The 24,294-nt window shown below is 60.9% G+C and carries 21 protein-coding genes; 10 read left to right on the forward strand and 11 right to left on the reverse strand.

Features of this window, described 5'->3' with window-relative positions; genetic code table 11:
- Positions 1–44: 44 nt before the first annotated feature.
- Complete coding sequence (locus tag I6L34_RS14250; protein WP_216954872.1) at positions 45–1,835, reverse strand: long-chain fatty acid--CoA ligase; 1,791 nt, start codon at positions 1,833–1,835, stop codon at positions 45–47.
- Between the two features lie 185 nt (positions 1,836–2,020).
- Between I6L34_RS14250 and I6L34_RS14255 the strand changes: the two genes are divergently transcribed.
- Positions 2,021–2,566: a hypothetical protein gene (locus I6L34_RS14255; protein WP_216954873.1), complete on the forward strand. Its 546-nt coding sequence runs from the start codon at positions 2,021–2,023 to the stop codon at positions 2,564–2,566.
- 38 nt (positions 2,567–2,604) lie between these two features.
- Here the strand turns inward: I6L34_RS14255 and rimI are convergent, their stop codons facing one another.
- Together rimI and I6L34_RS14265 are read right to left on the reverse strand one after the other, a co-directional pair.
- The gene (gene rimI / locus I6L34_RS14260; protein WP_005340505.1) at positions 2,605–3,054 is read right to left on the reverse strand and encodes a ribosomal protein S18-alanine N-acetyltransferase; all 450 of its coding nucleotides are present in this window, start codon (positions 3,052–3,054) and stop codon (positions 2,605–2,607) included.
- Between the two features lie 118 nt (positions 3,055–3,172).
- Positions 3,173–3,607 carry a DNA polymerase III subunit psi gene (locus tag I6L34_RS14265; protein ID WP_216954874.1) on the reverse strand — a complete coding sequence of 145 codons (435 nt, stop codon included), beginning with the start codon at positions 3,605–3,607 and terminating at the stop codon, positions 3,173–3,175.
- A 314-nt stretch (positions 3,608–3,921) separates the two neighbouring features.
- Between I6L34_RS14265 and I6L34_RS14270 the strand changes: the two genes are divergently transcribed.
- From I6L34_RS14270 to I6L34_RS14280, 3 genes are all read left to right on the forward strand, one after another.
- Entirely contained in the window at positions 3,922–5,535 is a 1,614-nt protein-coding gene (locus I6L34_RS14270) for an ATPase RavA domain-containing protein (protein WP_047436342.1), read from the forward strand.
- A 9-nt stretch (positions 5,536–5,544) separates the two neighbouring features.
- Positions 5,545–6,999, forward strand: coding sequence for an ATPase RavA stimulator ViaA (gene viaA / locus I6L34_RS14275; protein ID WP_216954875.1), 1,455 nt, complete (start codon positions 5,545–5,547; stop codon positions 6,997–6,999).
- Positions 7,000–7,226: 227 nt separating this feature from the next.
- Positions 7,227–9,074 carry a diguanylate cyclase gene (locus I6L34_RS14280; protein ID WP_216954876.1) on the forward strand — a complete coding sequence of 616 codons (1,848 nt, stop codon included), beginning with the start codon at positions 7,227–7,229 and terminating at the stop codon, positions 9,072–9,074.
- A gap of 142 nt (positions 9,075–9,216) precedes the next feature.
- On the opposite strand, the gene I6L34_RS14285 is transcribed toward I6L34_RS14280, so the two are convergent.
- The gene (locus tag I6L34_RS14285) at positions 9,217–9,939 is read right to left on the reverse strand and encodes an SDR family oxidoreductase (RefSeq protein ID WP_040067517.1); all 723 of its coding nucleotides are present in this window, start codon (positions 9,937–9,939) and stop codon (positions 9,217–9,219) included.
- 429 nt (positions 9,940–10,368) lie between these two features.
- Here I6L34_RS14285 and prfC point away from each other — a divergent pair, with 429 nt between their 5' ends.
- Entirely contained in the window at positions 10,369–11,958 is a 1,590-nt protein-coding gene (gene prfC / locus I6L34_RS14290) for a peptide chain release factor 3 (protein ID WP_085942070.1), read from the forward strand.
- Positions 11,959–12,209: 251 nt separating this feature from the next.
- On the opposite strand, the gene I6L34_RS14295 is transcribed toward prfC, so the two are convergent.
- Together I6L34_RS14295 and mdtH are read right to left on the reverse strand one after the other, a co-directional pair.
- On the reverse strand, positions 12,210–13,121 hold the full coding sequence (locus I6L34_RS14295) for a bifunctional helix-turn-helix transcriptional regulator/GNAT family N-acetyltransferase (RefSeq protein ID WP_216954877.1): 912 nt from the start codon (positions 13,119–13,121) through the stop codon (positions 12,210–12,212).
- A 139-nt stretch (positions 13,122–13,260) separates the two neighbouring features.
- Positions 13,261–14,457, reverse strand: a complete 1,197-nt coding sequence (mdtH, locus tag I6L34_RS14300; protein WP_005340523.1) for a multidrug efflux MFS transporter MdtH — start codon at positions 14,455–14,457, stop codon at positions 13,261–13,263.
- Positions 14,458–14,549: 92 nt separating this feature from the next.
- Between mdtH and I6L34_RS14305 the strand changes: the two genes are divergently transcribed.
- Entirely contained in the window at positions 14,550–15,443 is an 894-nt protein-coding gene (locus I6L34_RS14305; protein WP_005340524.1) for a LysR family transcriptional regulator, read from the forward strand.
- Between the two features lie 32 nt (positions 15,444–15,475).
- Here I6L34_RS14305 and I6L34_RS14310 read toward each other — a convergent pair whose 3' ends face one another.
- Positions 15,476–17,251 (reverse strand): M4 family metallopeptidase, encoded by a 1,776-nt coding sequence (locus I6L34_RS14310; RefSeq protein ID WP_201987899.1) that lies wholly within the window; start codon positions 17,249–17,251, stop codon positions 15,476–15,478.
- Between the two features lie 347 nt (positions 17,252–17,598).
- Here I6L34_RS14310 and I6L34_RS14315 point away from each other — a divergent pair, with 347 nt between their 5' ends.
- Complete coding sequence (locus I6L34_RS14315; RefSeq protein ID WP_058058672.1) at positions 17,599–18,153, forward strand: GNAT family N-acetyltransferase; 555 nt, start codon at positions 17,599–17,601, stop codon at positions 18,151–18,153.
- Positions 18,153–18,704 (forward strand): ribosomal protein S5-alanine N-acetyltransferase, encoded by a 552-nt coding sequence (rimJ, locus tag I6L34_RS14320; RefSeq protein ID WP_058058671.1) that lies wholly within the window; start codon positions 18,153–18,155, stop codon positions 18,702–18,704. Before I6L34_RS14315 ends, rimJ begins: the two co-directional genes overlap by 1 nt.
- A gap of 62 nt (positions 18,705–18,766) precedes the next feature.
- On the opposite strand, the gene I6L34_RS14325 is transcribed toward rimJ, so the two are convergent.
- The 3 genes from I6L34_RS14325 to I6L34_RS14335 form a co-directional block, all read right to left on the reverse strand.
- A complete protein-coding gene (locus I6L34_RS14325) occupies positions 18,767–19,015 on the reverse strand; it encodes a hypothetical protein (RefSeq protein WP_005340533.1) in 249 nt (82 codons plus the stop codon).
- 309 nt (positions 19,016–19,324) lie between these two features.
- Positions 19,325–20,374 (reverse strand): oxidoreductase, encoded by a 1,050-nt coding sequence (locus I6L34_RS14330; protein ID WP_216954878.1) that lies wholly within the window; start codon positions 20,372–20,374, stop codon positions 19,325–19,327.
- Positions 20,375–20,509: 135 nt separating this feature from the next.
- Positions 20,510–21,673 carry a multidrug effflux MFS transporter gene (locus I6L34_RS14335; protein ID WP_058056771.1) on the reverse strand — a complete coding sequence of 388 codons (1,164 nt, stop codon included), beginning with the start codon at positions 21,671–21,673 and terminating at the stop codon, positions 20,510–20,512.
- 238 nt (positions 21,674–21,911) lie between these two features.
- On the opposite strand from I6L34_RS14335, the gene rdgB reads away from it, so the two are divergent.
- Together rdgB and hemW are read left to right on the forward strand one after the other, a co-directional pair.
- Entirely contained in the window at positions 21,912–22,508 is a 597-nt protein-coding gene (gene rdgB / locus I6L34_RS14340) for an RdgB/HAM1 family non-canonical purine NTP pyrophosphatase (protein ID WP_058059723.1), read from the forward strand.
- A gap of 90 nt (positions 22,509–22,598) precedes the next feature.
- Complete coding sequence (gene hemW / locus I6L34_RS14345; protein ID WP_058059722.1) at positions 22,599–23,744, forward strand: radical SAM family heme chaperone HemW; 1,146 nt, start codon at positions 22,599–22,601, stop codon at positions 23,742–23,744.
- Between the two features lie 104 nt (positions 23,745–23,848).
- On the opposite strand, the gene I6L34_RS14350 is transcribed toward hemW, so the two are convergent.
- The gene (locus I6L34_RS14350) at positions 23,849–24,088 is read right to left on the reverse strand and encodes an alternative ribosome-rescue factor A (RefSeq protein WP_047436310.1); all 240 of its coding nucleotides are present in this window, start codon (positions 24,086–24,088) and stop codon (positions 23,849–23,851) included.
- Positions 24,089–24,294: the final 206 nt, after the last annotated feature.

Consider the following 24,294-nt stretch of genomic DNA (forward strand, 5'->3'; position numbering starts at 1 on the left):
CGCTCGAGTGAGCGGCTTTTTGATTTCTCTGAACCTGAGCGATATCAGACGTGGTTGTACATGGCCTCGATTTCGCTCTGGTACTTGGCCTCGATGATCTTGCGGCGCAGCTTCATGGTGGGGGTCAGCTCACCCAGCTCCATGGAGAAGGCGCTCGGCAGCAGGGTGAACTTCTTCACCTGCTCGAACTTGGCCAGCTCTTTTTGCAAGTCGGCGATGCGGGCTTCGAAGAACTCCATTACCCGGGAGTGGCGCAGCAGCTCGGTCTTGCACTGGTACTGCAGGTTGATGGAGCGGGCGTACTCCTCCAGCGACTCGAAGCAGGGGACGATCAGCGCCGAGACGAAGTGACGGGCATCGGCGACGATGGCGATCTGCTCGATAAAGCGATCCTTGCCGATGGTCCCTTCCACCAGTTGCGGGGCCACGTACTTGCCGTTGGAGGTCTTCATCAGCTCCTTGAGACGTTCGGTGAAGTAGATATTGCCCTGGCTGTCGAGCTCACCGGCATCGCCGGTACGCAGGAAGCCATCTTCGGTCATCACTTCGGCAGTCGCGTCCGGCTTGTTGTAGTAGCCGCGCATCACGGTGGGGGAGCGCACCAGCAGTTCGTTGTTCTCACCCAGCTTCACCTCGATGCCGTTCAGTGCCGTGCCGATGGAGCCGAGCTTAAACTGGCTGTCTTCGTAGCAGCAGACGGTGGCGGTGGTCTCGGTCATGCCGTAGCCGTACTTGAGGTTGAGTCCCATCGCCTGGAAGAAGAGGTTCACGTCGTCGGCCAGACGGGCGCCCGCCACCGGCAGGAAGCGGGTGCGGCCGCCAAAGCGGGCGCGCAGCTTGCGAAACACCAGTCGCTCGGCGAGCCAGAGCTGGCCGTAGAGCTGCGGGGAAGCGGACTTGCCCGCCTGACGGGTGGCAACCATCTGCTTGCCGACCTTGGTCGCCCAGCCAAACAGGGCGCGGCGCAGAGCCGGAGCCTGAGCGACTTTGGCCTGGATCATGGCGTAGGCCTTCTCGTAGAGGCGCGGCACGGCACACATCACGGTCGGCTGCACCTCGCCAATCACATCCATCACCTTCTGCGGATCGCGGATATAGACGTTCTCGGCGCCGCAATAGAGCACGTAGTAGCTCCAGGCCCGCTCGAACACGTGGCTGAGCGGCAGCATGCAGAGCGACACATCCTGCTGATTGAGGTCGAGGCGGCTGTTGTGCATCTCGAAACAGGCGGCGATGTTGCTGAAGTCGAGCATGACCCCCTTGGGCTCGCCTGTGGTGCCGGAGGTGTAGATCAGGGTCAGCAGATCATCCATCCGGTACTGGGTTTCCCGTACTCGCAGTTCCTGTTCACTGGGCTGATGGTTGCCGGAGACCAGAAATGTCTGGAAGTGGCTCGCATGCTCGCAGCCGCGCAGATTGACGTTGCCATCGAGAGCGACGATCTGGCGGATTTCGCCGTTTTGCAGCAGGTTCAGCGCCTGATCGAACTGAGGTTGTTCGCCAACGAACAGTACCTTGATGCCGGCATCTTTGACGATGTAGCGCAGCTGATCGAGCGTACTGGTGGGGTAGATAGGGACGCTGACACCGCGGGCGGCAAGGATGCCGAGATCGGCCTGGGTCCACTCCGGCATGTTGCGGGCATAGATGCCGACCATTTCGGTTGGCTGGTGGCCGGCCCGGATCAGCGCCTGTGCGCAGTAGTCCATGGCCTGGCCCAGAGTACGCCAGCCGATGGCGCGCCACTGGCCATCTTGCTGAACCCGCAGGGCAGCCTTGTTGCCAAGCTGGGCAATACGTTCACGCATCAGTCGAACCAGATGAAGCTTCGGCATCAGTTAAACATCCTTTAATTACAGTTGTACGCCCGCGAGGGCACTAAAAATCGGGCTAGAGTTTAAACTCCAACATTACGGCTTACAAGTGTTCGCCGTTTGTCTTGGATCACAAAGAGCGCAAATAGCTCTCCCTTTGCGCAGACTGGCCGATACTGCTAGGAGGCAGAGAGAGGGTTAATGATATGAATCTGTGGGTGAAAGGGGCGTTGGCCGCGGTTGGGCTGATGGTGGTGGGGGGCGTTGCGTTTTGGTTCTTTGCCGGAACCTCATCACAGGGGCCCGCCAATCCCTGGTATCAGGGGGCCGAGGGGTATCAGCAGGCGCAGCAACAGGCGCTGGCGTTGGGCTATCCGCTGCTCTATGTGCTGGAGACCCCCAAGTGCCGCCGCTGCGGCGATCTGGAGAAGAAATTCTGGCAGAGCAAGGAGATGGCTGGCCCGCTTGCCCGGCTGGTGAAGGTGCGGCTCAACCCGGGCAAGGGGGATGGCAGCGAGCAGATCCTGCGCCGCTTTCCCAAAGTCGCCACGCCGCCAGGCATCTATATTCAACAGCCGGGCCAGCCCCTCAGACCCATCAAGATAGTGGTGGATATCGACCAGATCTGGATGCCGGGGAAAACCTGGCTGCGTGGCTTCTATATGCCGCTCTCCGGTGCCGGATTCGAGGCGGTGGTGCATACCACCCTGGCCTTGCAGGATCCCGCGCTGGACAACGCCCCCCTCGATTGAGGGGGGACAAAAGGCTTGGGCGCGACGAACAGGCTGGATCAGCCGAAATCGAACAGTCGCGACATCAACACCGCATCTTCCCGGTCATTGCCGGTGCCGTAGTAGTCGGCGCGGCGGCAATACTCGGCAAAACCGGCGCTCTCGTAGAGGTTGATGGCGGTCTGGTTACCGGCCCGCACCTCGAGAAACCAGGCCTCTGCCCCGGCTTGCTTGCTGCGCGCCAGATAGGCCTGCAACAGCGCCCGTCCCAACCCCTTGCCTTGAAACGCCGGATGCACGCAGATATTCATCAGCGAGCTGTCACCGGCCACCAGATCCGAGATATAGAAGCCCGCCGGGCGACCATCGACCAGCATCAAGCCGTTGAGATAGCGAGGGCCGAAGCAGGAGAGCAGGTTGGCCTCACTCCACGGCTCCTTGTGAGCGGCTTGCTCGATGGGGTAGACAAGGTCGAAATCGCTCTCGAGCAGGGGACGAAATTCAGGCATGGGGGCTCCGGATGGCAAGATGTTGGGCACTGGGGTTAGCAGAGGTTGCAGAAGCGGCATTTGTAAAATCAGGTAAAAAGAGCAGCATCACAGTGGGACTTGGCGGCATGATGCAGGATCACGCCGCGTTGGCCGCAAGGTGTTGGCGCAGCTGTTGCCACAGGGCGCGCTTTTGCGCGGCGCTGGGGGCGAGCGGGCAGATCAGCGCATCAGGCCGTGCGGGGTTGGCCTCCGTCAGCCAGAGCAGAGGGGAGGCATCCGCCGCTTGCAGATCGGCAGGCGGCAGCTCGCTGAGCAGTGAGACCTCGTCGGGGGTCATGCCGAGCAACTGGCAGATATCCGCCAGCAGCGTGGTGGCAGGCAGCTGAGGCGCCAGCAACCAGAGTTTGCCGCTGGGTAGCGGAGCGCGGGTGGCCGGTGCCGTCTGGCCCGGCTGTGTGGCGTTTTGCTCAAGCTCGGGAGCGGGTGCTGCGCCCAGCAATGCCGGACGACGCAGTTGCCAGCTTTGAATGCCCATGCGGGCCAACATGCTCTGACGAACGGGATCTTGCATTTGAGGCGACTCACTCTTGATCTGCATTGGGGAAAATTGTGTTGCGCAGGGTACACTCGAACCGCTTTTGCTGCACCCTTTGCAACGCATCATCTGGCGCATGCGGGCATGGTGCTCATCACGACACTGGCTATGCATGGGCGCAGCACGCTGCCGATACGGTATCGCACTGCCCTTGCGTTTTTTCCTGCCAGAGGCGGGTATTGTGCGGCAAGAGATACCAGAATAAACATCATAACAAGACAAAACCCAAGGTCGAGCAAATGGATATCGCGCCTTGGGGCTAACATCATCCCAGCTTCGGAACACTCTCTATGTCGTCTTTAGCTCAAGCCCAGAATCCTGCGCGTCTTATTCCCATCCAGGAGCGGCTGCCCCGGCTGCTGGCCGCCCTCGGTGAGGGGCTCTACGAACGGCAGGATGCCCTGCGCCTCGGTCTGCTGGCAGCCCTCAGTGGCGAGAGTGTCTTCTTGCTGGGGCCACCCGGTATTGCCAAGAGCCTGATTGCCCGCCGCCTCAAGCTGGCCTTTCACGACGCCCGCCACTTTGAATACCTGATGACCCGTTTCAGTACGCCGGAGGAGGTGTTTGGCCCCCTCTCCATTCAGGCGCTGAAAGAGGATGGCAAATACCTGCGCCTCACCACTGGTTATCTGCCGGAGGCTGAGGTGGTGTTTCTCGACGAGATCTGGAAGGCAGGTCCAGCCATCCTCAACACCCTGCTCACCGCTATCAACGAGCGGCAGTTTCGCAATGGCGACAGCCAGCACCCCATCCCGATGCGCTTGCTGGTGACTGCCTCCAACGAGCTGCCGGCGCCGGACAGCGGGCTGGAAGCGCTCTACGACCGGATGCTGGTGCGGATCTGGATGGACCGGGTGCAGGAGAAAGCCAACTTTCAATCCATGCTGGCCAGCGATGGCCACGCTCACCAGAACCTGCCGGAATCCCTGCAGATCCGGGGGGATGAGTACGAGCAGTGGCAGAGCCAGATTGAACAGGTGCGCCTGCCGGATGCCTGTTTCGAGCTCATCTATCAGCTGCGCCAGCAGCTCGACAGCCAGCTGGCCCATCGCTGCTATGTGTCGGATCGTCGCTGGAAGAAGGCAGTACGGCTTATCAAGGCGAGCGCCTTCTTCAATGGCCGCGATGAGGTCGCACCGGTAGATCTGCTGCTGTTCAAGGATTGTCTCTGGCATGACGAGGAGTCCCGCACCGCCCTGCTGGAGATGATGACCGAATTCTCCCGTCTCTACGGCTATCAGCAACTGGCGATGACCCGTCAGCTACTCGCCCTTCGGGATCAGTTCAAACAGCTCAAACAGAGCGTGGCCCAGCGCCTGTGCACAAAGGCCCGGCAACGCAAGCAGTGGTTTGGCCGGCGGGCCCGGGGTATCGAGATCCCGCTTGCCAATGCCAGACCCTTTGGCAAGCAGGTGCACTTCCATCTGCTCACCCCGGCGCCGCTGGATGGCGGCGATCCCGAGCGTCTCACCCGCACCCTGGTGTTCGATCGCACCTTGCTCTCCCATTGGCATCCCACCGGTGAGGCGCTGGTGGGTTATGAGTTCGGCAACCCGAAAGAGGGGCATTACGAGCTGGTGCTGGACGATGAGCTGCGGCTGCAGGTGCTCGATATCCAGCGCCAGCAGATCCCGTTGGTGCTGATGGAGCGCAACGCCATCCCCGAGGTGGTGCTGGCGCCCTGGTTGCAGTCGCTCGACGAGCAGCTGGTTCAGGTCGGCAAGGTGATGCAGATGCTCAAGCAGCAGCGCAGCCTGTTCGAGCGTCACCAACAACACCTCTTTATCGACTCACGCTGGTTGCAGCAGGTGGAGGACAGCTTCTTCGTGCTGAACCGGGATCTCGAACTGCTGCGCAGCGAGCTGACCCAGTGGCGCGAGCGGTTGCCAAGGCTGGACGAGTAAGGAGCGCTCATGCTTGAGATCGGCATGCTGGATCTGGGGCTCCTGATTGGCGAAGGGGAGCTTGCGGGTGAGGTGGCGCTCCTGCTGGCAGCCTCACCCAAGATTTCCGAATTTATCAAACGCTCCCCGCTACAGGGCAAGCTGCTGAAAAAGCGCCTGCAGAGCTGGGGCGAGCAGCTTGGCGAGGAGATCCGTCACAAACCGGTGCCGGTGGCGCTGGAGCAGGAGTACCTGCTCTATCAGGCGCATCGGCAACTGCCGATGACCGAGCTGATTGGTCGCCTGCCCGGCTTGCTGGAGTCGCTGGAGCAGTACAGCCCCTTCGCCGGTGAGGCCCGCTCCTTGGTGCGTCAGCTGACGGCCCACCCCACCGAGGGGCTGCGCCAGCTCTTTATCGACAAGTGGCGCGCCAGTCTGGTGGGGAGCCTGTTGCAACTGCAGCAGCAGATCGCCGAGGCGGAGCGGGAGAAGCAGCGTCAGGAGATTGAAGATCAGCTGCTGGCGAGCCGCACCCTGGCCGATGCCCTTGACCCCAACCAGATCTCCGCCGGTGGTTTGTGGGATCTGGCGCAGGGGCACTGGCACAAGCGCAGTCTGGTGCTGGTCAAGCAGTATGCCCGCATGTTGCAGCGCGAGCCCTTGCTGGCGGAGATTGCAGGTCTGCTCGGGCGCAGCGAGCGGGATCGGCGGGCGCAGGAGCAACCTGTGCCGCCGGTTCAGGTGCTGGAGTTGGAGCCAGCACCCAGCGACGATGTGCCGGACGATCTGGTGGGCATCCATCAGGCCAGCGATCTGATGCGGCTACTGCCAAGCGAGGCGGTGATGCTGGGGCTACCGGAGCTGGAGCTGGAGTTCTATTGCCGCTATCTGGAGCGGCGACTGCTCAGCTACCAGTCACGTGGCACCTTGCCGCGCCAGCGCATCATGCTGCGCACTCCGGAGCAGGGGGGGCAGCAGTTGCAGCAACGGGGCCCCTTTATCGTCTGCGTCGATACTTCGGGCTCTATGGGCGGTTATCCCGAGGAGTGTGCCAAGGCGCTGTTTCTGGCGCTGCTCAAGGTGGCGATGGATGAGAAGCGAGGCTGCTACCTGATGCTCTTCTCCACCGAGGTGGCGACCCTCGAGATCACCGCGGATACCGGTCTGGACAAGGCGGAGCGCTTCCTCTCCATGAGTTTTCACGGCGGTACCGACCTGGTGCCCTGCCTGGAAAAAGCGCTGGCCAAGCTCGATGATCCTGCCTTTGCCAAGGCGGACGTGCTGGTCATCTCCGACTTTATCGCCCAGAGCCTGCCCCATCCCCTGCTCGATCAGATGAACCGCTATCGCCAGCGCCAGACCCGTTTTCACGCCGTCGCCATGTCCCGCCACGCCAAGCAGGCGCTGTTGCGGGTCTTTGACAACAGCTGGCTGCTCGATTGCGGCCTGCGCGGCCGACTGCTGCGGCGCTGGCAGCACCACTAGTGACCGGGAGGGGGCAACCCCTCTTGAGTTGTTATCCCGCCCCCTCTTTTTCGCTGTGCGTCCCCGCTTTCATTTCAACGCGATGATATCGCAGTAAAATGTGACTAGCCTGCCATTCGGGCTCTCTGTCCGGGTGATAGCCTTTACAACCATTGTTACAGGGGAAAAGATGATGATTTTCCGGCATCGGCTTGCCCGATGATCTTTCCCATTGATCCGGAGTGTGTATGAGCCGACTTGCCTTGCTGCTGTTGCTGGCGGTGTTCGGGCTGGCAGCCAACCCCTTGTCCCCCGAGCAGTTGGAAAATGAACTGGGAGGGATGGAGCGGGTCTATCAGCCGATCGAGTTGTTGCGGGAACGCGTTGCCCGTTTGCAGCGGGACGGCAACGCCTATCCGCCGTCGCAGCAGATGCGGATCAGTCGTCTGGCTTGCTGGGCCCAATCGGCCGATGACATGCAGGAGTCCCGAACCGCCATCGCCAATGCAGAGCGGATGCTGATCGTTGCGCGCGAGCAGGGTAATGACGCCGCCGTGGCGGAGCTGACGATTTGCCGCGGCTGGTTCAATCAGCTGCTCGGCGAGGTAGCGAAGGCTCGTCACGATTACGATGAGGGGCTGCGGCTGGCAAGGGAGGCCGCCGTGCCGAAGCTGGAGGCGCTGGCGCTGGCCCGCCGGGGGGCCATGCTGTCGTTTCAGGGGGTCTCAGGCCAGGGACTGATGGATCTCACCAAGGCGCACAATATCTATGAGCAGCTGGGGTTGCCCACCTGGTATCACCAGGCACAGCTCGAGATTGCAGCCACATTTCGTCGTATGGGCCTCTACGCCGAAGCGCTCGCCACCCTCAACCGGTTGAGCGAACACTTTGCCAGGAGCCACGATGGATTTGGCTCGGCAAGGCTAACTGATCAACTGGCGATGGTCTATCTGCAGACCGGGCGTTATCAGGATGCGCTGGGCGAGCTTGAACGCAGTGCGGCCTTTTATAATCAGCCTCAATACCTGATTGAGCATGCCGAACGCATGGTGATGCAGGCCGAGGCTCTGCTCGGGCTGGATCGCCCCGCTGATGCCGGACGCTTGCTGGCACAAGCGGCGAAGGTGCTCTCTCCCGACGTTGACCCCATCCTCCATGCGCATCTCGAGCTGGTGCGGGCGAGGTTGAGAGTCGAAGAGCAGAAACCGGTGCCAGCCTTGCATGCGCTTGAGAAGATTGAGTCGATTTTGAAGGTGGAAGGGCACGTACGCTTTTTGCTCGAGCTCTACTGGGTACGCAGTCGGGCGCTCGAGTTGCAAGGCGATTATCCGGCGGCACTGGCCGCATTGCGGGAGCATCTGGTGCAGGAGCAGCGGCTCGATCAGCTGTTACGGGAACAGAGCACGGCCTGGGTTCGCGGCGAGTTTGAGCTGGCCCGTCAGGAGGGGGAGAACGAGCGACTGCGAGTCGAGCAGCGACTGCAGCAGCAGGAGCTGGAGCAGGTCAAGGAGCGTCGTTTCTGGCTGCTGGTGGTGATGGTGCTCTGCGGGGTACTGGCGCTGCTGACGATGGGGTGGCTGCTTGATCGCAACCGTCGGATGCGTCGTCTGGCCTTTACCGATGAGCTGACCGGCATCAACAACCGCCGTCGGGTGCTGCGGCAGGGCAGCGATATGCTGGCGCTGGCTCGCAGGCAGGGCACGCCATTTTGTCTGCTGGTGTTCGATATCGATCACTTCAAGCGGATCAACGATACCCTGGGCCATCATCAAGGAGACAGGGTGCTGCAATGGGTCTCTCGGGCGGCAGATCGTCAGCTGCGGCACCAGGATCAGTTGGGGCGTACCGGCGGAGAGGAGTTCTTGATCCTGCTGCCGGATACCAGCCTTGAAGAAGCGTGCCGGGTGGCTGAGCGGATCCGTCACTCGGTCGCCAACCGGGCGCTGCCCGGTATGTCGTACCCGGTAACCATCAGCATCGGATGTGCCTCTCTGCGAGACGATGATCAGGATCTGGCGGCCTTGATCCAGCGTGCCGACAATGCTTTGTATCGTGCGAAAGAGGCGGGGCGCAACCGGGTGGAGACAGACGAGTGACGGGCTGGGTATTGTCACTCACCAGGGAGTCATCGATATTGGGGAGCACACTGATACGGCGATGATGCTCGTCCCCCTGCGCTCGTTCTTGCCTGCGATGACAGATTGGCAAGCGCGAGCGCAGAAGACCGTCAGAAGGGCGTTATGCCCAGGCGCTGCCACCATTGAGATGAAGCACCTCACCATTCATGTTGTTGTTGCTCATCAGGAACAGCGCGGCCTGCGCATAATCCTCTCCCTCTCCCAAGCGCTTCAACGGCAGGCTTTGCGCCACGGCCGCCACTTTTTGTGGGTCATTGCCCAGTGCTTTAAGCAGCATGGGAGTGCGCATGGGGCCCGGGTTGATGACGTTGATCCGACGGGGGGTCAGCTCGGTAACCAGACTGTGAGCCAGCGTTTCAACCGCGCCAGCTGCAACGGCAGGGAGTGCTTTACCCAGTTGTGGGCGGCGCGTCACCATCCCGGACGTGAGCACGATGGAGCCGCGCTCGGACAGTTTGGGTGCTGCGGCGCGGATCGCATGAACACTTCCCCAGAAGCGGCTGTCCATGTTGATTTTCAAATCCTCGATGGCAGCGGTGAGAAAGCTGCCTGGTCGCATGACGGCGGCGGTGATGACGAGATGATCCAGCGAATCCAGCTGGTTGAAAAAGTGATTGACGGAGTCGACGTCGAGAATATCCAGTTGATGGCCACTGGCACTTGGGCCCAGTTCAGCCAGCGCAGTGGCAAGCTGCTCACGGCTGGAACCGCCGATAATGACCTTGGCGCCTTGCTCGATCGCTTGTTGGGCGGTGGCCAGGCCAAGACCCGAGGTACCACCGATAATGACGATCTGTTGATTGTGCAGGGTGGAATGTTTCATGTAATGACCTCTCCATTATGTAGATACGATTTACATATTTGTAGCTGGATAGGGAAAGTCCAAGTATGAAAATTTATCAAGAGTGGTTGTTGCTGGCATGGGGAGGAGGCCAACTCCACGTGGTCCGGATGCTGCCATCCGATTCGGAGTGTTTGATTTTCTGTTCAGTTGGAACCTGTGGAACGGCTGAGCGGCCAAATTATCATCTCTTGTCAGGCTGGGTATTTTTCACTCGCGCGGGTATAATGTCGCGCAATTTTGCTTTGACTCAGGCGAGAAGACCCATGTAACGCAACCCTCCTCCCTCTCTCCACCAGGTTGGCAACACGCCAGCTGGCGTGGCTTTCGTTGCGTATACATGTGCCGTGAGCGGCATTCCGGATTTATTCCCACGGTGGTTGATGCCACCGCTCAATAGAAGAACGTTGAATTATGTCAGCTGAATTTCTGAGTGAAGTCTCCAAGAGACGCACTTTTGCGATCATTTCGCACCCGGATGCGGGTAAAACTACCATCACCGAAAAGGTTCTGCTGTTCGGACAGGCCATTCAGCGCGCCGGTACCGTCAAGGGCCGTGGCTCGGGCCAGCACGCCAAATCCGACTGGATGGAGATGGAGAAGCAGCGTGGTATCTCTATCACCACCTCGGTGATGCAGTTCCCCTATGCCGATTGTCTGGTCAACCTGCTCGATACCCCGGGTCACGAGGACTTCTCTGAAGATACCTACCGTACCCTGACCGCGGTCGACTGCTGCCTGATGGTCATCGACGCCGCCAAGGGTGTTGAAGACCGGACCCGCAAGCTGATGGAAGTGACCCGTCTGCGTGATACCCCCATCCTCACCTTCATGAACAAGCTGGACCGCGAAGTGCGCGATCCGATGGAAGTGATGGACGAGGTGGAGCGCGAGCTGAAGATCATGTGCGCCCCCATCACCTGGCCTATCGGCTGCGGCAAATCCTTCAAGGGGGTCTATCACCTCTACAAGGATGAGACCTATCTCTATCAGAGCGGTCAGGGCCACACCATCCAGGAGAAGCGGGTGGTCAAGGGACTGAACAACCCGGATCTGGATGCCGCCGTCGGCGAAGATCTGGCCCGGCAACTGCGCGACGAGCTGGAGCTGGTGCAGGGCGCCTCTCCCGAGTTCGATCACGATGCCTTTATCGCTGGCGAGATGACCCCGGTCTTCTTCGGTACCGCGCTCGGTAACTTCGGTGTTGACCACATGCTGGATGGCCTGACCGACTGGGCGCCGTCTCCCATGCCGCGCAAGGCCGAGAGTCGCGAAGTGGTGGCGACCGAGGAGAAGTTCTCCGGCTTCGTGTTCAAGATCCAGGCAAACATGGATCCGAAGCACCGTGACCGTATCGCTTTTATGCGTATCGTGTCAGGTACTTACAGCAAGGGCATGAAGATGCGCCATGTGCGTATCGGCAAGGATGTGAACATCTCCGACGCCGTGACCTTTATGGCTGGTGACCGTGAGCAGGCGGAGGACGCCTTCGCCGGTGACATTATCGGTCTGCACAACCACGGTACCATCCAGATCGGCGACACCTTCACCCAGGGTGAAGATCTCAAGTTCACCGGTATCCCGAACTTTGCACCGGAGCTGTTCCGCCGCATCCGCCTGCGCGACCCGCTCAAGCAGAAGCAGCTGCTCAAGGGGCTGGTCCAGCTCTCTGAAGAGGGGGCGGTGCAGGTGTTCCGTCCGCTGATCAGCAACGATCTCATCGTTGGTGCGGTCGGTGTGCTGCAGTTTGACGTGGTGGTTTCGCGCCTCAAGAGCGAGTACAACGTCGAGGCCATCTACGAGGCGGTCAACGTCTCCACCGCCCGCTGGGTGGAAGGGACCGACGTCAAGAAGTTCGAAGAGTTCAAGCGCAAGAACGAGGTCAACCTGGCCCTCGATGGCGGTGACAACCTCACCTACATCGCACCGACCATGGTCAACCTGCGCCTGGCTCAGGAGCGTCACCCGGACGTCGAGTTCCGCCAGACTCGCGAGCACTGATCACTGCTGGTTTGCTTATTGGCAGATAATCAAAGAGACCCCGCTTCGGCGGGGTCTCTTGTTTTGTGCCGTTTTGCCTGTTTTAAGGAGGGATGCAGGGGGGAATGGTTCAGCATATACCAGTCGCAAGCAGCCCTCACCCTAGCCCTCTCCCAGAGGGAGAGGGAACCATCGGAGGTCAGCCTGAAAGATCGCGGAAGTGTTTTTGCCCCCTTCTCCCCTTGCGGGAGAAGGGTTGGGGATGAGGGGGGCTACCCCAGTGTCAGCACCATGCAGATCTCGCAATCCCCGTGGCCGGTGCAGCCAAGGGGGCCGGGCAGGTGTTCAAAGCCCAGTGATTCATAGAGGCTGGTGGCTTCGCGCAAGACCTCGGTCGTTTCCAGATAGCAGCGCTGATAACCAAGCGCGCGCGCCTCGTCCAGTGCCTGCAATACCAGCCGCTTGCCAAGGCCCAGTCCGCGCAGTGCTGGCATAAAGTACATCTTCTGCAGCTCGCAGACTCCCTCTTCTCCTGCCAATGGCGCGATACCACCACCGCCGAGGATGGAACCGTCCGGTCCTTCGATGACCCAGTAGCGACTCTTCTTCCCCTGATAGCTCTGGGAGAGGGTGTCGAGATTGGGATCCGAGACCCCATACCCCTTGTCAGCGGTGAGGCCATATTCGGCTGATACGGCGCGGATCACCAAGGCGATCTGGGCATTGTCCGCCGCCGTGATGGGGCGGATCCGGTAACCCCGCTGGCGACGGGCGCGGGAGAGGGCGCTGCGATAGAGCCGCAGCCCTTGCCACAGCTGCTCCCGTTCGGGCAGGCTCAACTGTGCCAGCATCTCCTCCATCGCCCCGTCCATCTCACGGTGCAACTCCAGCAGCATCCCCTGACCGTTGACGGTGAGGCGGGCCTCCTTGCTGCGGCCATCAGAGGGGTGCGGGTGCCAGCTGATAAGCTCCCGCTCGGCCAGGCGCGCCAGCGGACGGCTGGCGTTGGATTTGTCGATGTGCAGCTTTTCTGCCAGCTGCTGGTTGGTGGCCGGGGCGTTTTCCAGCTCGATCAGCAGGTGAGCCTCGATGGGGGTGAGGGCCAGATTGCCGCACTGCTGGGAGAGCATGCCGAGTTCGCGAACCAGATCGCGCGACAGGGCGCGCAGGGGACGGGGATCCATGTCGTGGTTTCCTTTTTAGTTGTGCATGACAACTAAAATAGCGTAAAAGTTGTAATTCGCAACCTTTTGCTGTGATGACTTGCAGAATATGGGGTGAGCGGCAGCACCGTTGATTGGGCTGCCGCAGGTGGGGCGGTCGTCAGGCGGCGGCTCTGATAGCCAGCTCCGGGCGGCGGGAGAAGCAGCGGGCCAGCAGCAACATGGTGGCGACGCCTATGGTACCGAGCACCAGCCAGGGGAGGGCCGGTTGTCCCTGTTGCAGCGAGAAGTCATAGAGGGAGCCGCCGCCCACGTAGCCGGTCATGCCCCCCAGCGCCAGTCCGAGGCGGCTGAAGCCCATGTAGCTGCCGCGGGCTGTGGGGTTGGCCAGCCGGGTCATCAGGGTCTCCCGGGCCGGTTCACAGATGATGATCCCCAGATAGAAGCAGGCCAGCAGTACGAAGATGCCGGAGAGGGTGCTGACGAAAGCGACCAGCCCGATCCCCACCGTCATCAGCAGGATACCTGCCATCAGTCGGCTCTCCAGCCGATAGCGCCGCTCGCTGAAACGGGCGATAGGGTAGAGCAGCGCCAGTGACAGCGCCGTTTCCAGGCTGTACATCCAGCCCACCGCCGTGGTGGTACCGGAGAGCTGCTTGACCAGAATGGGGAAAATCAGCATCACCTGTACCCACAGCATGTAGTAGCCGCTCAGGATCAGTACCAGTCGGCAGAAGGCGCGATCCGCCAGCACCTGTCCCAACCCTTCCCGCATCGGGGTCGGTTTGACCGAGAGGCGGTAGGCGGGCAGCAGGGTCCAGTTGCACAGGGCCGCCAGGGTGAAGAGTCCGGCGCCCAGCAGGCAGACGTAGGTGAAGTCAAAACGCAGCAGCCAGCTGCCGAGCAGGGCACCGGTGACGGCTCCCGCGCTCTCCAGCATCATCAGCAGGGAGATAAAGCGGCCCCGTTCATGGGGACGGGTAAATTTGATAACCAGTGCGGCCCGTGGCGGATCGAACAGGCAACCGCCCAGTCCGGAGAGGAAGCAGGAGAAGATCAGCATGGCGCCGCTGTCGGCCCAGGCCAGGGTGGCAAAGCCGACGGCGCGCAGCAACATGCCGGTGACGATGAGCGGGCGGGCGCCGAAGCGGTCGGCCAGCGAGCCGCCAAAGATCCCCAGCCCCTGCTGGGTCAGCTGGCGCAGGCCGAGGGCCAGCCCCACCAGACCGGCCGCCCAGCCGAGTTGATCGACGAAGCGCAGGCTGATCATCGGCATCACCACAAAGAAACCAAGGATCACCAGTGTGGTATCCAGCGCCAGAAACCAGCGTCCCCAAAACCTCGCCCTATCGACCATAACGCCCTCTCATTCACAGATACCTTCATTCTGGAGAGGGTTTAGATATAGTGGTAGACGACAACTACCTATATTTCATATCAGGATTATTTATGTCTATGGATCTGGACGATCTGCAACTGCTGCTGGATGTGGCCGAGCTGGGCAGCTTCAGTCAGGCGGCGGCCATTCGTGGCTGGTCACAGCCGCTGGTGAGCCAGCGGATTGCCCAGCTGGAGGAGAGTCTCGGGGCGCCGCTGTTTCAGCGTCATCGGCGGGGGGTGACGCCGACCCGTGCCTGCGAGGAGTTTCTCCCTGCCGCCCGCTCGGCGCTGGCCACTCTGAGCGAAGGGCGGCTGGCACTGCAGGGGGCGCCTGCGCTGCCTTGTATCCGTCTCTCCAGCCTGCCATCCCTCACTTCGGTGGTGTTTGGCTCGTTATTGATGGAGCTGGTGGACGAGCCGTTCGAGATCCGCTGCACCACGGATCACTCCGGCGAGATCATGCAGTCGCTACTGACCGGCGAGGCCGATATCGGCTTTGTGCTCAAGCGCCCGCCGGTTGCGGGTCTGCAGATGGAGCTGCTCTGTTGCTCCCCCATCATCGCTATCGCCTCGCCATTGCATCCGCTGGCCGGTTGTCACGGCCTCACCCTGGAGGATATTGCCGACCAGCGGCTGGCGCCTCAGGTGTGGGGGCCGGGGTGTGACGTCTTTATCCAGCAGTTGCGGCGGCTGCGGCGGGCCGCCAGCCCCCTGCATGCGGTGCAGCCCGCCAGTGCGGCGCGGGATCTGGCGCTGGAACACGGGTTCATCACCCTGATGCCGGAACTGGCCATCAAGCGGGATCTGGAGGTGGGGCGGCTGGTCAGGCTCGATGTGCGCAATCTGCCGCAGGAACATTGGGATGTGATGATGGCGTGGCGCGGTGGCAAGCGGCCCAACCCGGCCAGGGAAACCGTGTTGGCCACCGCCCGCACGCTGGCGAAACGGTGGCGCAATGAGTAGAGCGATGCGGGACAAGGCCCGCATCGGGTGGATCAGTAGCTGGCCTTGAGGGTTACGCCACTGAACGCGGAAAACCCTGACAGCTGCACATGCCAGGTACCCGCCTTGGGATTGGTGAACGAGCAGCTTTCGTTGTTACCGCCCTTGTAGGGACGGCAGTCATAACTGCTGCTGGTGGGGGCACTGCCAAAGCGGACGTAGAGGTCGGCATCTCCGGTGCCGCCGCTGCTGCTGATCTGCAGCGACCTGGTGCCCGCCGGTACGTTCAGGGTGTAGTTGAGCTTGCCACCCTTGCTGGCGGCGAGGTTGCTCACCGGCACGCCGTTTTGCAGTACGTTGTCGCTTGGTGGCGGCGTGGTGCCGCAGCTGGCATCGACCCCGACGGTCTGGAAGGCCCGTGCTACATCCGCCTGACTGTAACCCAGATCGGCGGTCGCCCGGCTGACGCCGCAGGCCCCTTGCTGGTAGTTGGTGTTGGCGCCCCAGTAGAGGCGGTTGGCCAGCAAGAACACTTCAAATGCCTTGCGGGTGTTCCAGCCGCTGCTGGTGGCGAGCAGGTAGAAGGCGCGGTTATAGACCCCGGAGCTGTGGTGTACATCCATCCCCTCCTGATAATCCGCCGCATGGCCGATGGATCTGCCATCCCGGGTCGGATCCTCGAAGTAGCGCAGGGAGCCGTTACCCTTGAAGATCTGGGCACCGACCAGCCAGTCGTTGCTCCCCTTCATGTAGAACTCGGCCGCTTCACCCGCCATATCGGAGAAGGCCTCGTTGATACCGCCGGATTGTCCTGAATAGATCAGCCCGGAGTTCTGCTCGGTAAAACCGTGGCTCACCTCGTGGGCCGCCACATCAAGGCTCACCAGCGGGTGGAAGGTGGTAGCGCCGTCACCGAAGGTCATCTGGCTGCCATCCCAGAAGGCGTTCTCGTAATTCTTGCTGTAGTGAACCCGCATCTTCAGTTTGAAGGTGAGGGGCGCCGTGTTGTACCAGTTGCGGTACATGTCGAACACCACGTTGCCGAAGTAGTGGGCGTCGTTGAGGGGCGAGTAGGCGCCGTTGATCTCCTTGACCCGGTTCTCCGGACAGGTGAACTGGTGGATGGCACCGCCTGAGGTGGCGTGGTTGAGGTTGATGGTATCGACGTTGGGGCTGGTCATCCGGCAGTTGTCATCCACGATGAGCGGGCCAAAGTCGGTGCCGTAAAAGTATTTGCCGGTCTTGATGTTGCCCCCGGGGCCGGTGGCGTCCTTGTGGTTGATCCCCTCCCAGCGTTTGAGCTCCTCACCGCTCTGGGCATCAAGAATGACGAAGGGGCGGCTTGGCTTGTCACCTTCCGCAACGAAGGAGACCTGATAGACCAGTCGGGCCAGACCGTTCTCGTCCTGCATCACGTAAAGCTTGATCTGCTCGTTGCTCCCCTTGCTGCCCGCCTTGGCCTTGCTGGCGGCATCCTGTGGCGAAAGGGTGGCGACCGGGCTTGCCACATCCTGATCGATCTGGCGCAGCATGCGTCCACTGGCCTGTTGCAGCTGGCCGTTCAGGCTCTTGTCAGCCACCACCACCTGACCCATTACCGGGATGCCGTTCCAGACCTGCTCGTAGCGGATCCGCTGCTGGCCGTTGGGCAGCTTGACCACCCGCACCTGACGAAACTCGCCATCTTCCAGCTGCAAGGTACCACTCGCGGCACTGAGACCTGTCATGGCCCGGATGCCGTTTGCCGTTACGTTGATCTCTACCTCTTGCGCCGCCAGTGCGGCGCTTCCCCAGCAGGCCAGCGCAACGGCCAGATAAATTTTATTCATCTCTTCTTTCCTTAAATCGATGAGGTTGATAAACCGACCGAAGGTCGGGCGTTTTGAAGCTAGTGCCGGTGGGGGAAAGTGCACCCTGTCAAAAGTGACAGCGCAGCACAAAGGGGTAGCAGGATCTGCCAAAGTGCCGTTTTGGGGCATTCGTCGGCGCCATGTGGAGAGCATTATCCGGTTTCAGACACCCACCCTCCTCTTTTGAGGGAGGAGAGATCGTGCGCAGTCACCCTCTGCTAAGCCTGCCGGAGGAGGGCCGTAAAAGTGGCTGGCGCGGCCAGTGGCGATTGGCTACATTGGGTGGCTGGTTCGCTATTTGATCACTGATTTGAAAGGAGAATCCCATGTTTTCATGGCAGTTGGACGACGAGCTTGCGCTGCTCTTCTTGCAGCCCGATATGGCGAGCGAACTGTTTGCCCTCTGCAATGACAACCGGGAGTACCTCTCCCAGTGGCTACCCTGGCCGCCACTGATCCAGCGCCCTGTCGACAGCGCCCTCTTCATTCGCAGTGCCATCGAGAAGTTCGCCCGGGGCGAGGGGCTCACCACCGCCATCGAGTATCAGGGGGAGGTGGTGGGGGTCATAGGTTACAACAGCATCAATCACGACCTTGGCAAGGTGGTCATCGGTTACTGGCTGGCGGAGCGCTGGCAGGGCAACGGTATCATCACCCGGGCCTGTCAGGCCCTGATCCACCACGCCTTCGAGGAGATGGGGATGGAGAAGGTGGAGATCAGCGCCGCCACCGATAACGAGCCCAGCAGGGCTGTTTGTGAACGGCTCGGGATGCAGCTGGAGGGGGTGACCCGGCGTGCAGAGCGGCTGGGCAACCGGATTGTGGACCATGCCCACTACAGCTTGCTGCGCGATGAGTGGCTAAGACAGCGGGAGTCCTGATGTCGCTGCCACATATCAAGACGGCCCGCACCCACCTGACCATACTGTCGCCGGATCAGGCCCCCATGATGCTCGACTTCTACCGGCGCAACCGTGCCCATCTCGCCCCCTGGGAGCCGCTGCGCGATGACCATTTCTACACGCTTTCTTACTGGCATAACCGGCTGCAGGATAGCTACAGCCAGTTCTTCAACGGTACCGGCGTCAATCTGGTGGCCCTCGATCCGGCTGGCGAGCGGGTGATCGCCACCTGCAACTTCAGCAATATCCTGATGGGGGTCTTCAAGGCGTGTCATCTGGGCTATGCCATCGACCAGCAGCATCAGGGGCAGGGGGTGATGGGAGAGGTGCTGTCAGCCGCCATCGACTACCTGTTTCAGGAGCACGATCTGCATCGCATCATGGCTTGCTATATGCCTGCCAATCAGCGCAGTGGCGCCTTGCTGGAGCGGCTCGGTTTCGAGCGTGAGGGATTCGCGCGGGCGTATCTGATGATCAATGGCCGCTGGGAGGATCACATCCTCACCTCGCTGATTAATCCGGCGCCCTGAACGACAGATAAAAAAACGGGCCCGAAGTTGCCTTCGGACCCGTCTTCGAATGAGGTGCAGGCTTAGTTGGCCTTGGCATCGCTCACTGCAGCTTCAACCTTGGTAGCGGCTTCGGTAGCAGCTTTTTCTACGGTTGCAGTCGCTTCGGAGGTGGCCTTCTCTACGGTAGAGGTGGCTTCGCTAGCGGCTTTTTCTACAGTGGCAGCAACTTCGGCGGCCGGAGCAGCAGCAGGAGCGGCAGCTTTTTCTTCTTTCTGACCGCAAGCAGTCAACATCAGACCCAGGATACCGGCTACCAGTACTTTGTTCATGTGCATTCCCTCAAAAAAAGATGGAGAGATGGTCTGTGCAACCATCACAGCGCCCACCGTTGCCCGGTATTGAAACAAGAAGCCGGGAGGCAGCAGGCGGGCGCAATATAGCCCCATTAGTTACCGATGAAAACGGATATCACAATGACATTTTTTCGTGCCGTGGATAAAAAGCTCCACTGCAACGACTGATATCAATACAAGATGCCGTTAAATGGCACTGATTGCACAATAAAACACCACTTTACTGCCATCTTGTGGCGGTTTAGCAAGGTCAAGGTTGGTCAAGCGCGGCCGATGACCCGCACCTTAGTCAGACAGCTTCTGACAGGGCAGCCGTTTTCCCTCAAGGTGGCTCTGACGGGCCAGATCCAGCAGCGCCATCACCGCCAGCGCTTCACTTGCTGGCACCGGGTTGCTCCCTTCGCCCTTGATGGCGGCGCAGACACCGCGATAGTAGGCGCCATAATCCCCCGCCTCACCCACCACGCTCTGCTGCTGCAACTGACCATCGACAATGCGGCTGAGCTGACCGGGTTCGCTATCCATGCCCCAATCCGCCGCCGGCGGCCGCTTGCCCAGCTTGAGTTGATCTTCCTGCACATCCATACCGAATTTCACGAACGAGCCCTGGCTGCCGTGGACGATGAAACGCGGCATGGTGGCCGAGACCAGACAGCTGCCATGCAGAATAACCCGCAGAGCACCGTAACCCAGCACCACATGGAAGTAGTCGTCCGCCAGTGCGCCGGGGCGTTGCTCGGCCAGATCGGCCTGCAGCCAGTCCGGCTGGCCGAACAGCTGCAGCGCCTGATCCAGTACATGGGGGCCGAGATCGAACCAGAGGCCGGAACCCGGGCCACCCGCTTCGCGCCAGCGCTGGCGCACTTCGGGGCGATAGCGATCGAAGTGGGATTCGAACTGGGCGATCTGCCCCTGCGTCCCCTCGGCAATCAAACGGCGCACGGTAAGAAAGTCTCCGTCCCAACGGCGGTTGTGGAAGATGCTGAGCAGTCGCTGCTGCTTTTCGGCCAGTTCGACCAGCGCTTGCGCTTCGGCCAGATCCAGTGCAAAGGGCTTGTCGATCACCACATGTTTGCCTGCCAGCAGCGCCTGGCGGGCGAGGGGGGCGTGGGTGTCGTTGGGGGTGGCGATCACCACCAGATCGACGGTCTCATCGCTTAGCACCTCCTCCAGTGAACCGACCCGGCAGCCGGGCAGATCGGCCTGCACCTTGGCGGCATCGCGGCTTACCACCCAACTCAGGGACAAGCCCGGCGTGGTGGAGAGGAAGGGGGCGTGGAAGGTCTTGCCTGCAAAGCCATAGCCCACCAGGGCTGCGTTGAGAGTGTGGCTCATCGGGAGTTCTCCGCTGACATCGAGTGAGTGGGGTTGCCATCGCAGGCAATCTGCCGGATGGCCATTCGTTGTAAAGGCGATACAAACGAGAAGGGGGCCGATGGCCCCCTGAGTGTGCCCATCAGAGCACAGGATTTATTGCAAACACAAGCGGCGACCGCGTCGGGTCATCAGCATCACCAAGGGCGGCAGCAGCAGCCACATATGCAGCGCCAGCTGGCTCAGCGGGTCGTGCATCAGGGCGCCGGTCAGGCCAACCAACGCGCCGGATCCGCTCATCTGGAACAGGCCGAGCAGGGCAGCGGCGGTACCGGCGCAGTGGCCGAATGGTGCCAGCGCCATCCCGGCAGCCGAGCCCAGAATCATGGCAAAGCCGATGCTGGAGAGGAACACCGGCCCCATCATCGCCAGCGGATGTTCGATGTGCATGGCCAAAGTCAGGGTGATGGCCGAGAGCATCAACACCAGCAGGCCGATGCGCAGGGTGCGTCTTGGCCCCACCTTGGCGATAAAGCGCGGCGCCATAAAGCAGGCCAGGATGTTGAGCGCGGCGTTGGCGGTAAACCAGTAGCTAAAGCCGCTCATATCGAGCCCCAGTTTCACCATCAGCTGCACCGGTGCGGCGGTTACATAGGCGAGGATCACCGCCATCGCCAGCATGCACAGCGCCGCGTTGAACAGGAAGCTGGGGGAGCGCAGCACCGGGCTGTAGCGGGACCAGCTGATGAGGGCCCCTTCACTGCGGGTCTCCTCCGGGCGGGTCTCCGGCATCCGCCACATCAGCCAGCAGCCGACGATGAGTGCATAACCGGCCATAAACCAGAAGTTGGCAGACCAGCCCGCCTTGGCGGTGAGCCAGCCACCGAGCAGGGGGGCCAGCGCAGGAATAAAGCAGATGGCGCCATTGAGGTAGGAGATCATCTGACCGCTCTTTTTCGGGCCGTAGCTGTCACGTACCACCGAGAAGGCGGCGACCGAGGTGGCGCAGGCGCCAAAGCCCTGCAGCACTCGCGCCAGCATCAATTCGCCGAGGCTGGCGGCAAAGCCAGCCCCCAGCGCGCTCAGGCCATAGAGCAGCACGCCGCCCAGCGCGATGGGCTTGCGACCGTAGCGATCGGCCAGCGGGCCAACAAGCAGTTGCCCCAGCCCCATGCTGAACAGGAACCAGGTGATGGTGCCCTGCATCAGGGTTACTTCGGCGCCCAGCTGCTCGGCCATCTGCGGAATGGCGGGCAGGTAGATGTCGATAGCCAGCGGACTGAACAGCACCAGTAGTACGAGCAAAAGTATCAATGGCATCTGTCACCTCTTTAGTCAGCCAGGTTAATGAATTGGGGCGCGAGTCTACTGACTCACAGTAATGAATAGAAATGGTATTTAATCACTTTGGTTATTCCATTATGGAAACATGTATTAAAAAGCTGGTTATTCGATGGCGGCAAATCCCCCGTAACCCCATCACAGCGGGTGTAATTGACGCTTTTACTAAACGCTTGCGCCGCATAGAATGCGCAGATTATTTTTGCGGAGGTGCTCGATGAACAAGCTTGTCCTGGCAACAGGTAACCAGAAAAAGGTGAAGGAATTGGCCGCCATGCTGGCCGATATGAAGATCCAGGTGATCCCACAGAGCGAGTTTGCGGTCTCCGATGCCGATGAGACCGGCACCACCTTCGTCGAGAATGCCATCATCAAGGCCCGCCACGCCGCCCGCATTACCGGTCTGCCCGCCGTGGCCGATGACTCTGGTCTGGAAGTCGATCTGCTGCAAGGACGCCCCGGCGTCTACTCCGCCCGCTTTGCCGGTGTGGGGGCTGGTGACAAGGCCAACATCGAGAAGCTGCTCGGCGAGCTGCAAGGGGCTCCCGAGTACCTGAAAAGTGCCCGCTTCTGGTGTGTGCTGGTCTATATGCGTCACGCCGACGATCCCACCCCCGTCATCTGTCAGGCGAGCTGGGAAGGGATGATCATCGATGAGCCGCGCGGTCAGCACGGTTTCGGCTATGACCCGGTCTTCTTCGTGCCGGATCACGACTGCACCGCCGCCCAGATGCCAGCCGAGCTGAAAAACCAGCTCAGTCATCGCGGTCAGGCGCTGGCCAAGCTCAAAGCGGCGCTGGCTGCGGCGCACTGAGTCACTTCGCCACCTTGTCGGTTACACACGGTCAATTACACATAGTCATCTACAATGGGGGCCTTGAGCCCCCGTTTTATTGGAAACCCCATGCTGCAACTGCCGCCACTCTCTCTCTATATTCATGTGCCCTGGTGCGTCCAGAAGTGCCCTTACTGTGACTTCAACTCCCATGCCCAGAAGGGGGAGTTGCCTCACCTCGAATATGTCGCCGCTCTGCTGGAGGATCTGGATCAGGAGCTGAAGTGGGTGCAGGGGCGGCCGCTTTCCTCGATCTTTATCGGCGGCGGCACCCCCAGCCTGCTGACGGTAGAGGCGATGCAAGCCTTGCTGGACGGGGTGCGGGCCCGCATTCCGCTCACCGCAGATTGCGAGATCACCATGGAGGCCAACCCGGGCACGGTGGAGGCGGACAAGTTCGCCGGTTTCCAGCGCGCCGGCATCAACCGTATCTCCATCGGGGTGCAGAGCTTCCAGCAGGAGAAGCTGACCCGCCTCGGCCGCATTCACGGCCCGGAAGAGGCGCGCAAGGCCGCTGCACTGGCCCATGCCATCAAGTTGCCTACCTTCAATCTGGATCTGATGCACGGTCTGCCGGATCAGAGTCTGGATGACGCCCTTTATGACCTGCAGCAGGCGATCGACTGCGCCCCGCCGCACCTCTCCTGGTATCAGCTCACCATAGAGCCGAACACGGCATTTGCCTCCAAACCGCCCAAACTGCCGGAAGATGACACCCTGTGGGATATCTACGAGCAGGGCCACGCCATGCTCACCGCCAGCGGTTATCGCCAGTACGAGATCTCGGCTTACGCCAAAGAGGGCTATCAGTGCCATCACAACCTCAACTACTGGCGTTTCGGCGACTATCTGGGGATCGGCTGTGGCGCCCACGGCAAGGTGACCGATCTCGTGAATCAGCAGATCCTGCGCACCGCCAAGGTGAAGCATCCGAAAGGGTATCTGGACAAGAGTCGCCCCTATCTGGACGAGCAGTGGCAGGTGACGGCAGACGATCTGCCGCTCGAATACTTTATGAACCGCTTCCGCCTGTTTGAACCGGCCCCCAAGGCGGAGTTCGAGGCCTATACCGGCTTGCCGCTGGAGCGGGTCGAGACAGTGCTCGCCATCGCCCAAAGCAAGGAGCTGATCGAGGATTTGGGGGATAGCTGGCAGCTCACTTCTCTCGGCCATCGCTATCTCAACGTGCTGCTCGAACTCTTTATGGATGAGTGAGCGGCCTGTTGAGGCTGTGAGTTGGCGTTGCCAAATCGCTTCTTCCGTCAAAACAATCAGGGCGCCAATGGCGCCCTGATTGTTTATGGTCGGTAGAAACCCGCTCAGCAGCAGACGCGGATCATCTGCTGTTGGCCGGGCTCCCACCGCTTGCCAAATTTGGCCTTGCGCTGGTAACTCCCCTTGCCCTTCTTGTTGCGCTCGACCCTGCTGCGAAACAGGGGATCACAGAGCAGGGCATGCAGATGGTTATCCTTTATCTCACCGCGCTGATGGGCATAGCAGCCCCCTTGCGCATCTTCCTCACGGGGGAGGGCGGGTTGGTCGACCCGAATGTTGGCCATGATGGCTCCTCTTCTTTTCTCTTGGTGTGTTGATTCTTGTGTCTGGATGGCGGTTTTCGCTGCGGGCGCCTGTGCAGGCTAGCGCCCGGCAACCGGATGCACTGGCACCGATTAAAAACGCGGCGATTTTGTCACCAAATCGCCGCCGGAGCAATGCGTCGTGCGCGCCGAGTCAGTCACTCTGAGCCAGGCACGCTCAGTCAGGC

The organism is Aeromonas sp. FDAARGOS 1404 (assembly GCF_019047085.1).
In the GTDB taxonomy this organism is placed as follows: domain Bacteria; phylum Pseudomonadota; class Gammaproteobacteria; order Enterobacterales; family Aeromonadaceae; genus Aeromonas; species Aeromonas veronii.

Excerpts from the sequence above, each read along its gene's own strand:
- I6L34_RS14250 (WP_216954872.1), bottom strand. The coding sequence starts at position 1,835 with ATGCCGAAGCTTCATCTGGTTCGACTGATGCGTGAACGTATTGCCCAG.
- I6L34_RS14255 (WP_216954873.1), top strand. The coding sequence starts at position 2,021 with ATGAATCTGTGGGTGAAAGGGGCGTTGGCCGCGGTTGGGCTGATGGTG.
- rimI (WP_005340505.1), bottom strand. The coding sequence starts at position 3,054 with ATGCCTGAATTTCGTCCCCTGCTCGAGAGCGATTTCGACCTTGTCTAC.
- I6L34_RS14265 (WP_216954874.1), bottom strand. The coding sequence starts at position 3,607 with ATGCAAGATCCCGTTCGTCAGAGCATGTTGGCCCGCATGGGCATTCAA.
- I6L34_RS14270 (WP_047436342.1), top strand. The coding sequence starts at position 3,922 with ATGTCGTCTTTAGCTCAAGCCCAGAATCCTGCGCGTCTTATTCCCATC.
- viaA (WP_216954875.1), top strand. The coding sequence starts at position 5,545 with ATGCTTGAGATCGGCATGCTGGATCTGGGGCTCCTGATTGGCGAAGGG.
- I6L34_RS14280 (WP_216954876.1), top strand. The coding sequence starts at position 7,227 with ATGAGCCGACTTGCCTTGCTGCTGTTGCTGGCGGTGTTCGGGCTGGCA.
- I6L34_RS14285 (WP_040067517.1), bottom strand. The coding sequence starts at position 9,939 with ATGAAACATTCCACCCTGCACAATCAACAGATCGTCATTATCGGTGGT.
- I6L34_RS14295 (WP_216954877.1), bottom strand. The coding sequence starts at position 13,121 with ATGGATCCCCGTCCCCTGCGCGCCCTGTCGCGCGATCTGGTTCGCGAA.
- mdtH (WP_005340523.1), bottom strand. The coding sequence starts at position 14,457 with ATGGTCGATAGGGCGAGGTTTTGGGGACGCTGGTTTCTGGCGCTGGAT.
- I6L34_RS14305 (WP_005340524.1), top strand. The coding sequence starts at position 14,550 with ATGTCTATGGATCTGGACGATCTGCAACTGCTGCTGGATGTGGCCGAG.
- I6L34_RS14310 (WP_201987899.1), bottom strand. The coding sequence starts at position 17,251 with ATGAATAAAATTTATCTGGCCGTTGCGCTGGCCTGCTGGGGAAGCGCC.
- I6L34_RS14315 (WP_058058672.1), top strand. The coding sequence starts at position 17,599 with ATGTTTTCATGGCAGTTGGACGACGAGCTTGCGCTGCTCTTCTTGCAG.
- rimJ (WP_058058671.1), top strand. The coding sequence starts at position 18,153 with ATGTCGCTGCCACATATCAAGACGGCCCGCACCCACCTGACCATACTG.
- I6L34_RS14325 (WP_005340533.1), bottom strand. The coding sequence starts at position 19,015 with ATGAACAAAGTACTGGTAGCCGGTATCCTGGGTCTGATGTTGACTGCT.
- I6L34_RS14330 (WP_216954878.1), bottom strand. The coding sequence starts at position 20,374 with ATGAGCCACACTCTCAACGCAGCCCTGGTGGGCTATGGCTTTGCAGGC.
- I6L34_RS14335 (WP_058056771.1), bottom strand. The coding sequence starts at position 21,673 with ATGCCATTGATACTTTTGCTCGTACTACTGGTGCTGTTCAGTCCGCTG.
- rdgB (WP_058059723.1), top strand. The coding sequence starts at position 21,912 with ATGAACAAGCTTGTCCTGGCAACAGGTAACCAGAAAAAGGTGAAGGAA.
- hemW (WP_058059722.1), top strand. The coding sequence starts at position 22,599 with ATGCTGCAACTGCCGCCACTCTCTCTCTATATTCATGTGCCCTGGTGC.
- I6L34_RS14350 (WP_047436310.1), bottom strand. The coding sequence starts at position 24,088 with ATGGCCAACATTCGGGTCGACCAACCCGCCCTCCCCCGTGAGGAAGAT.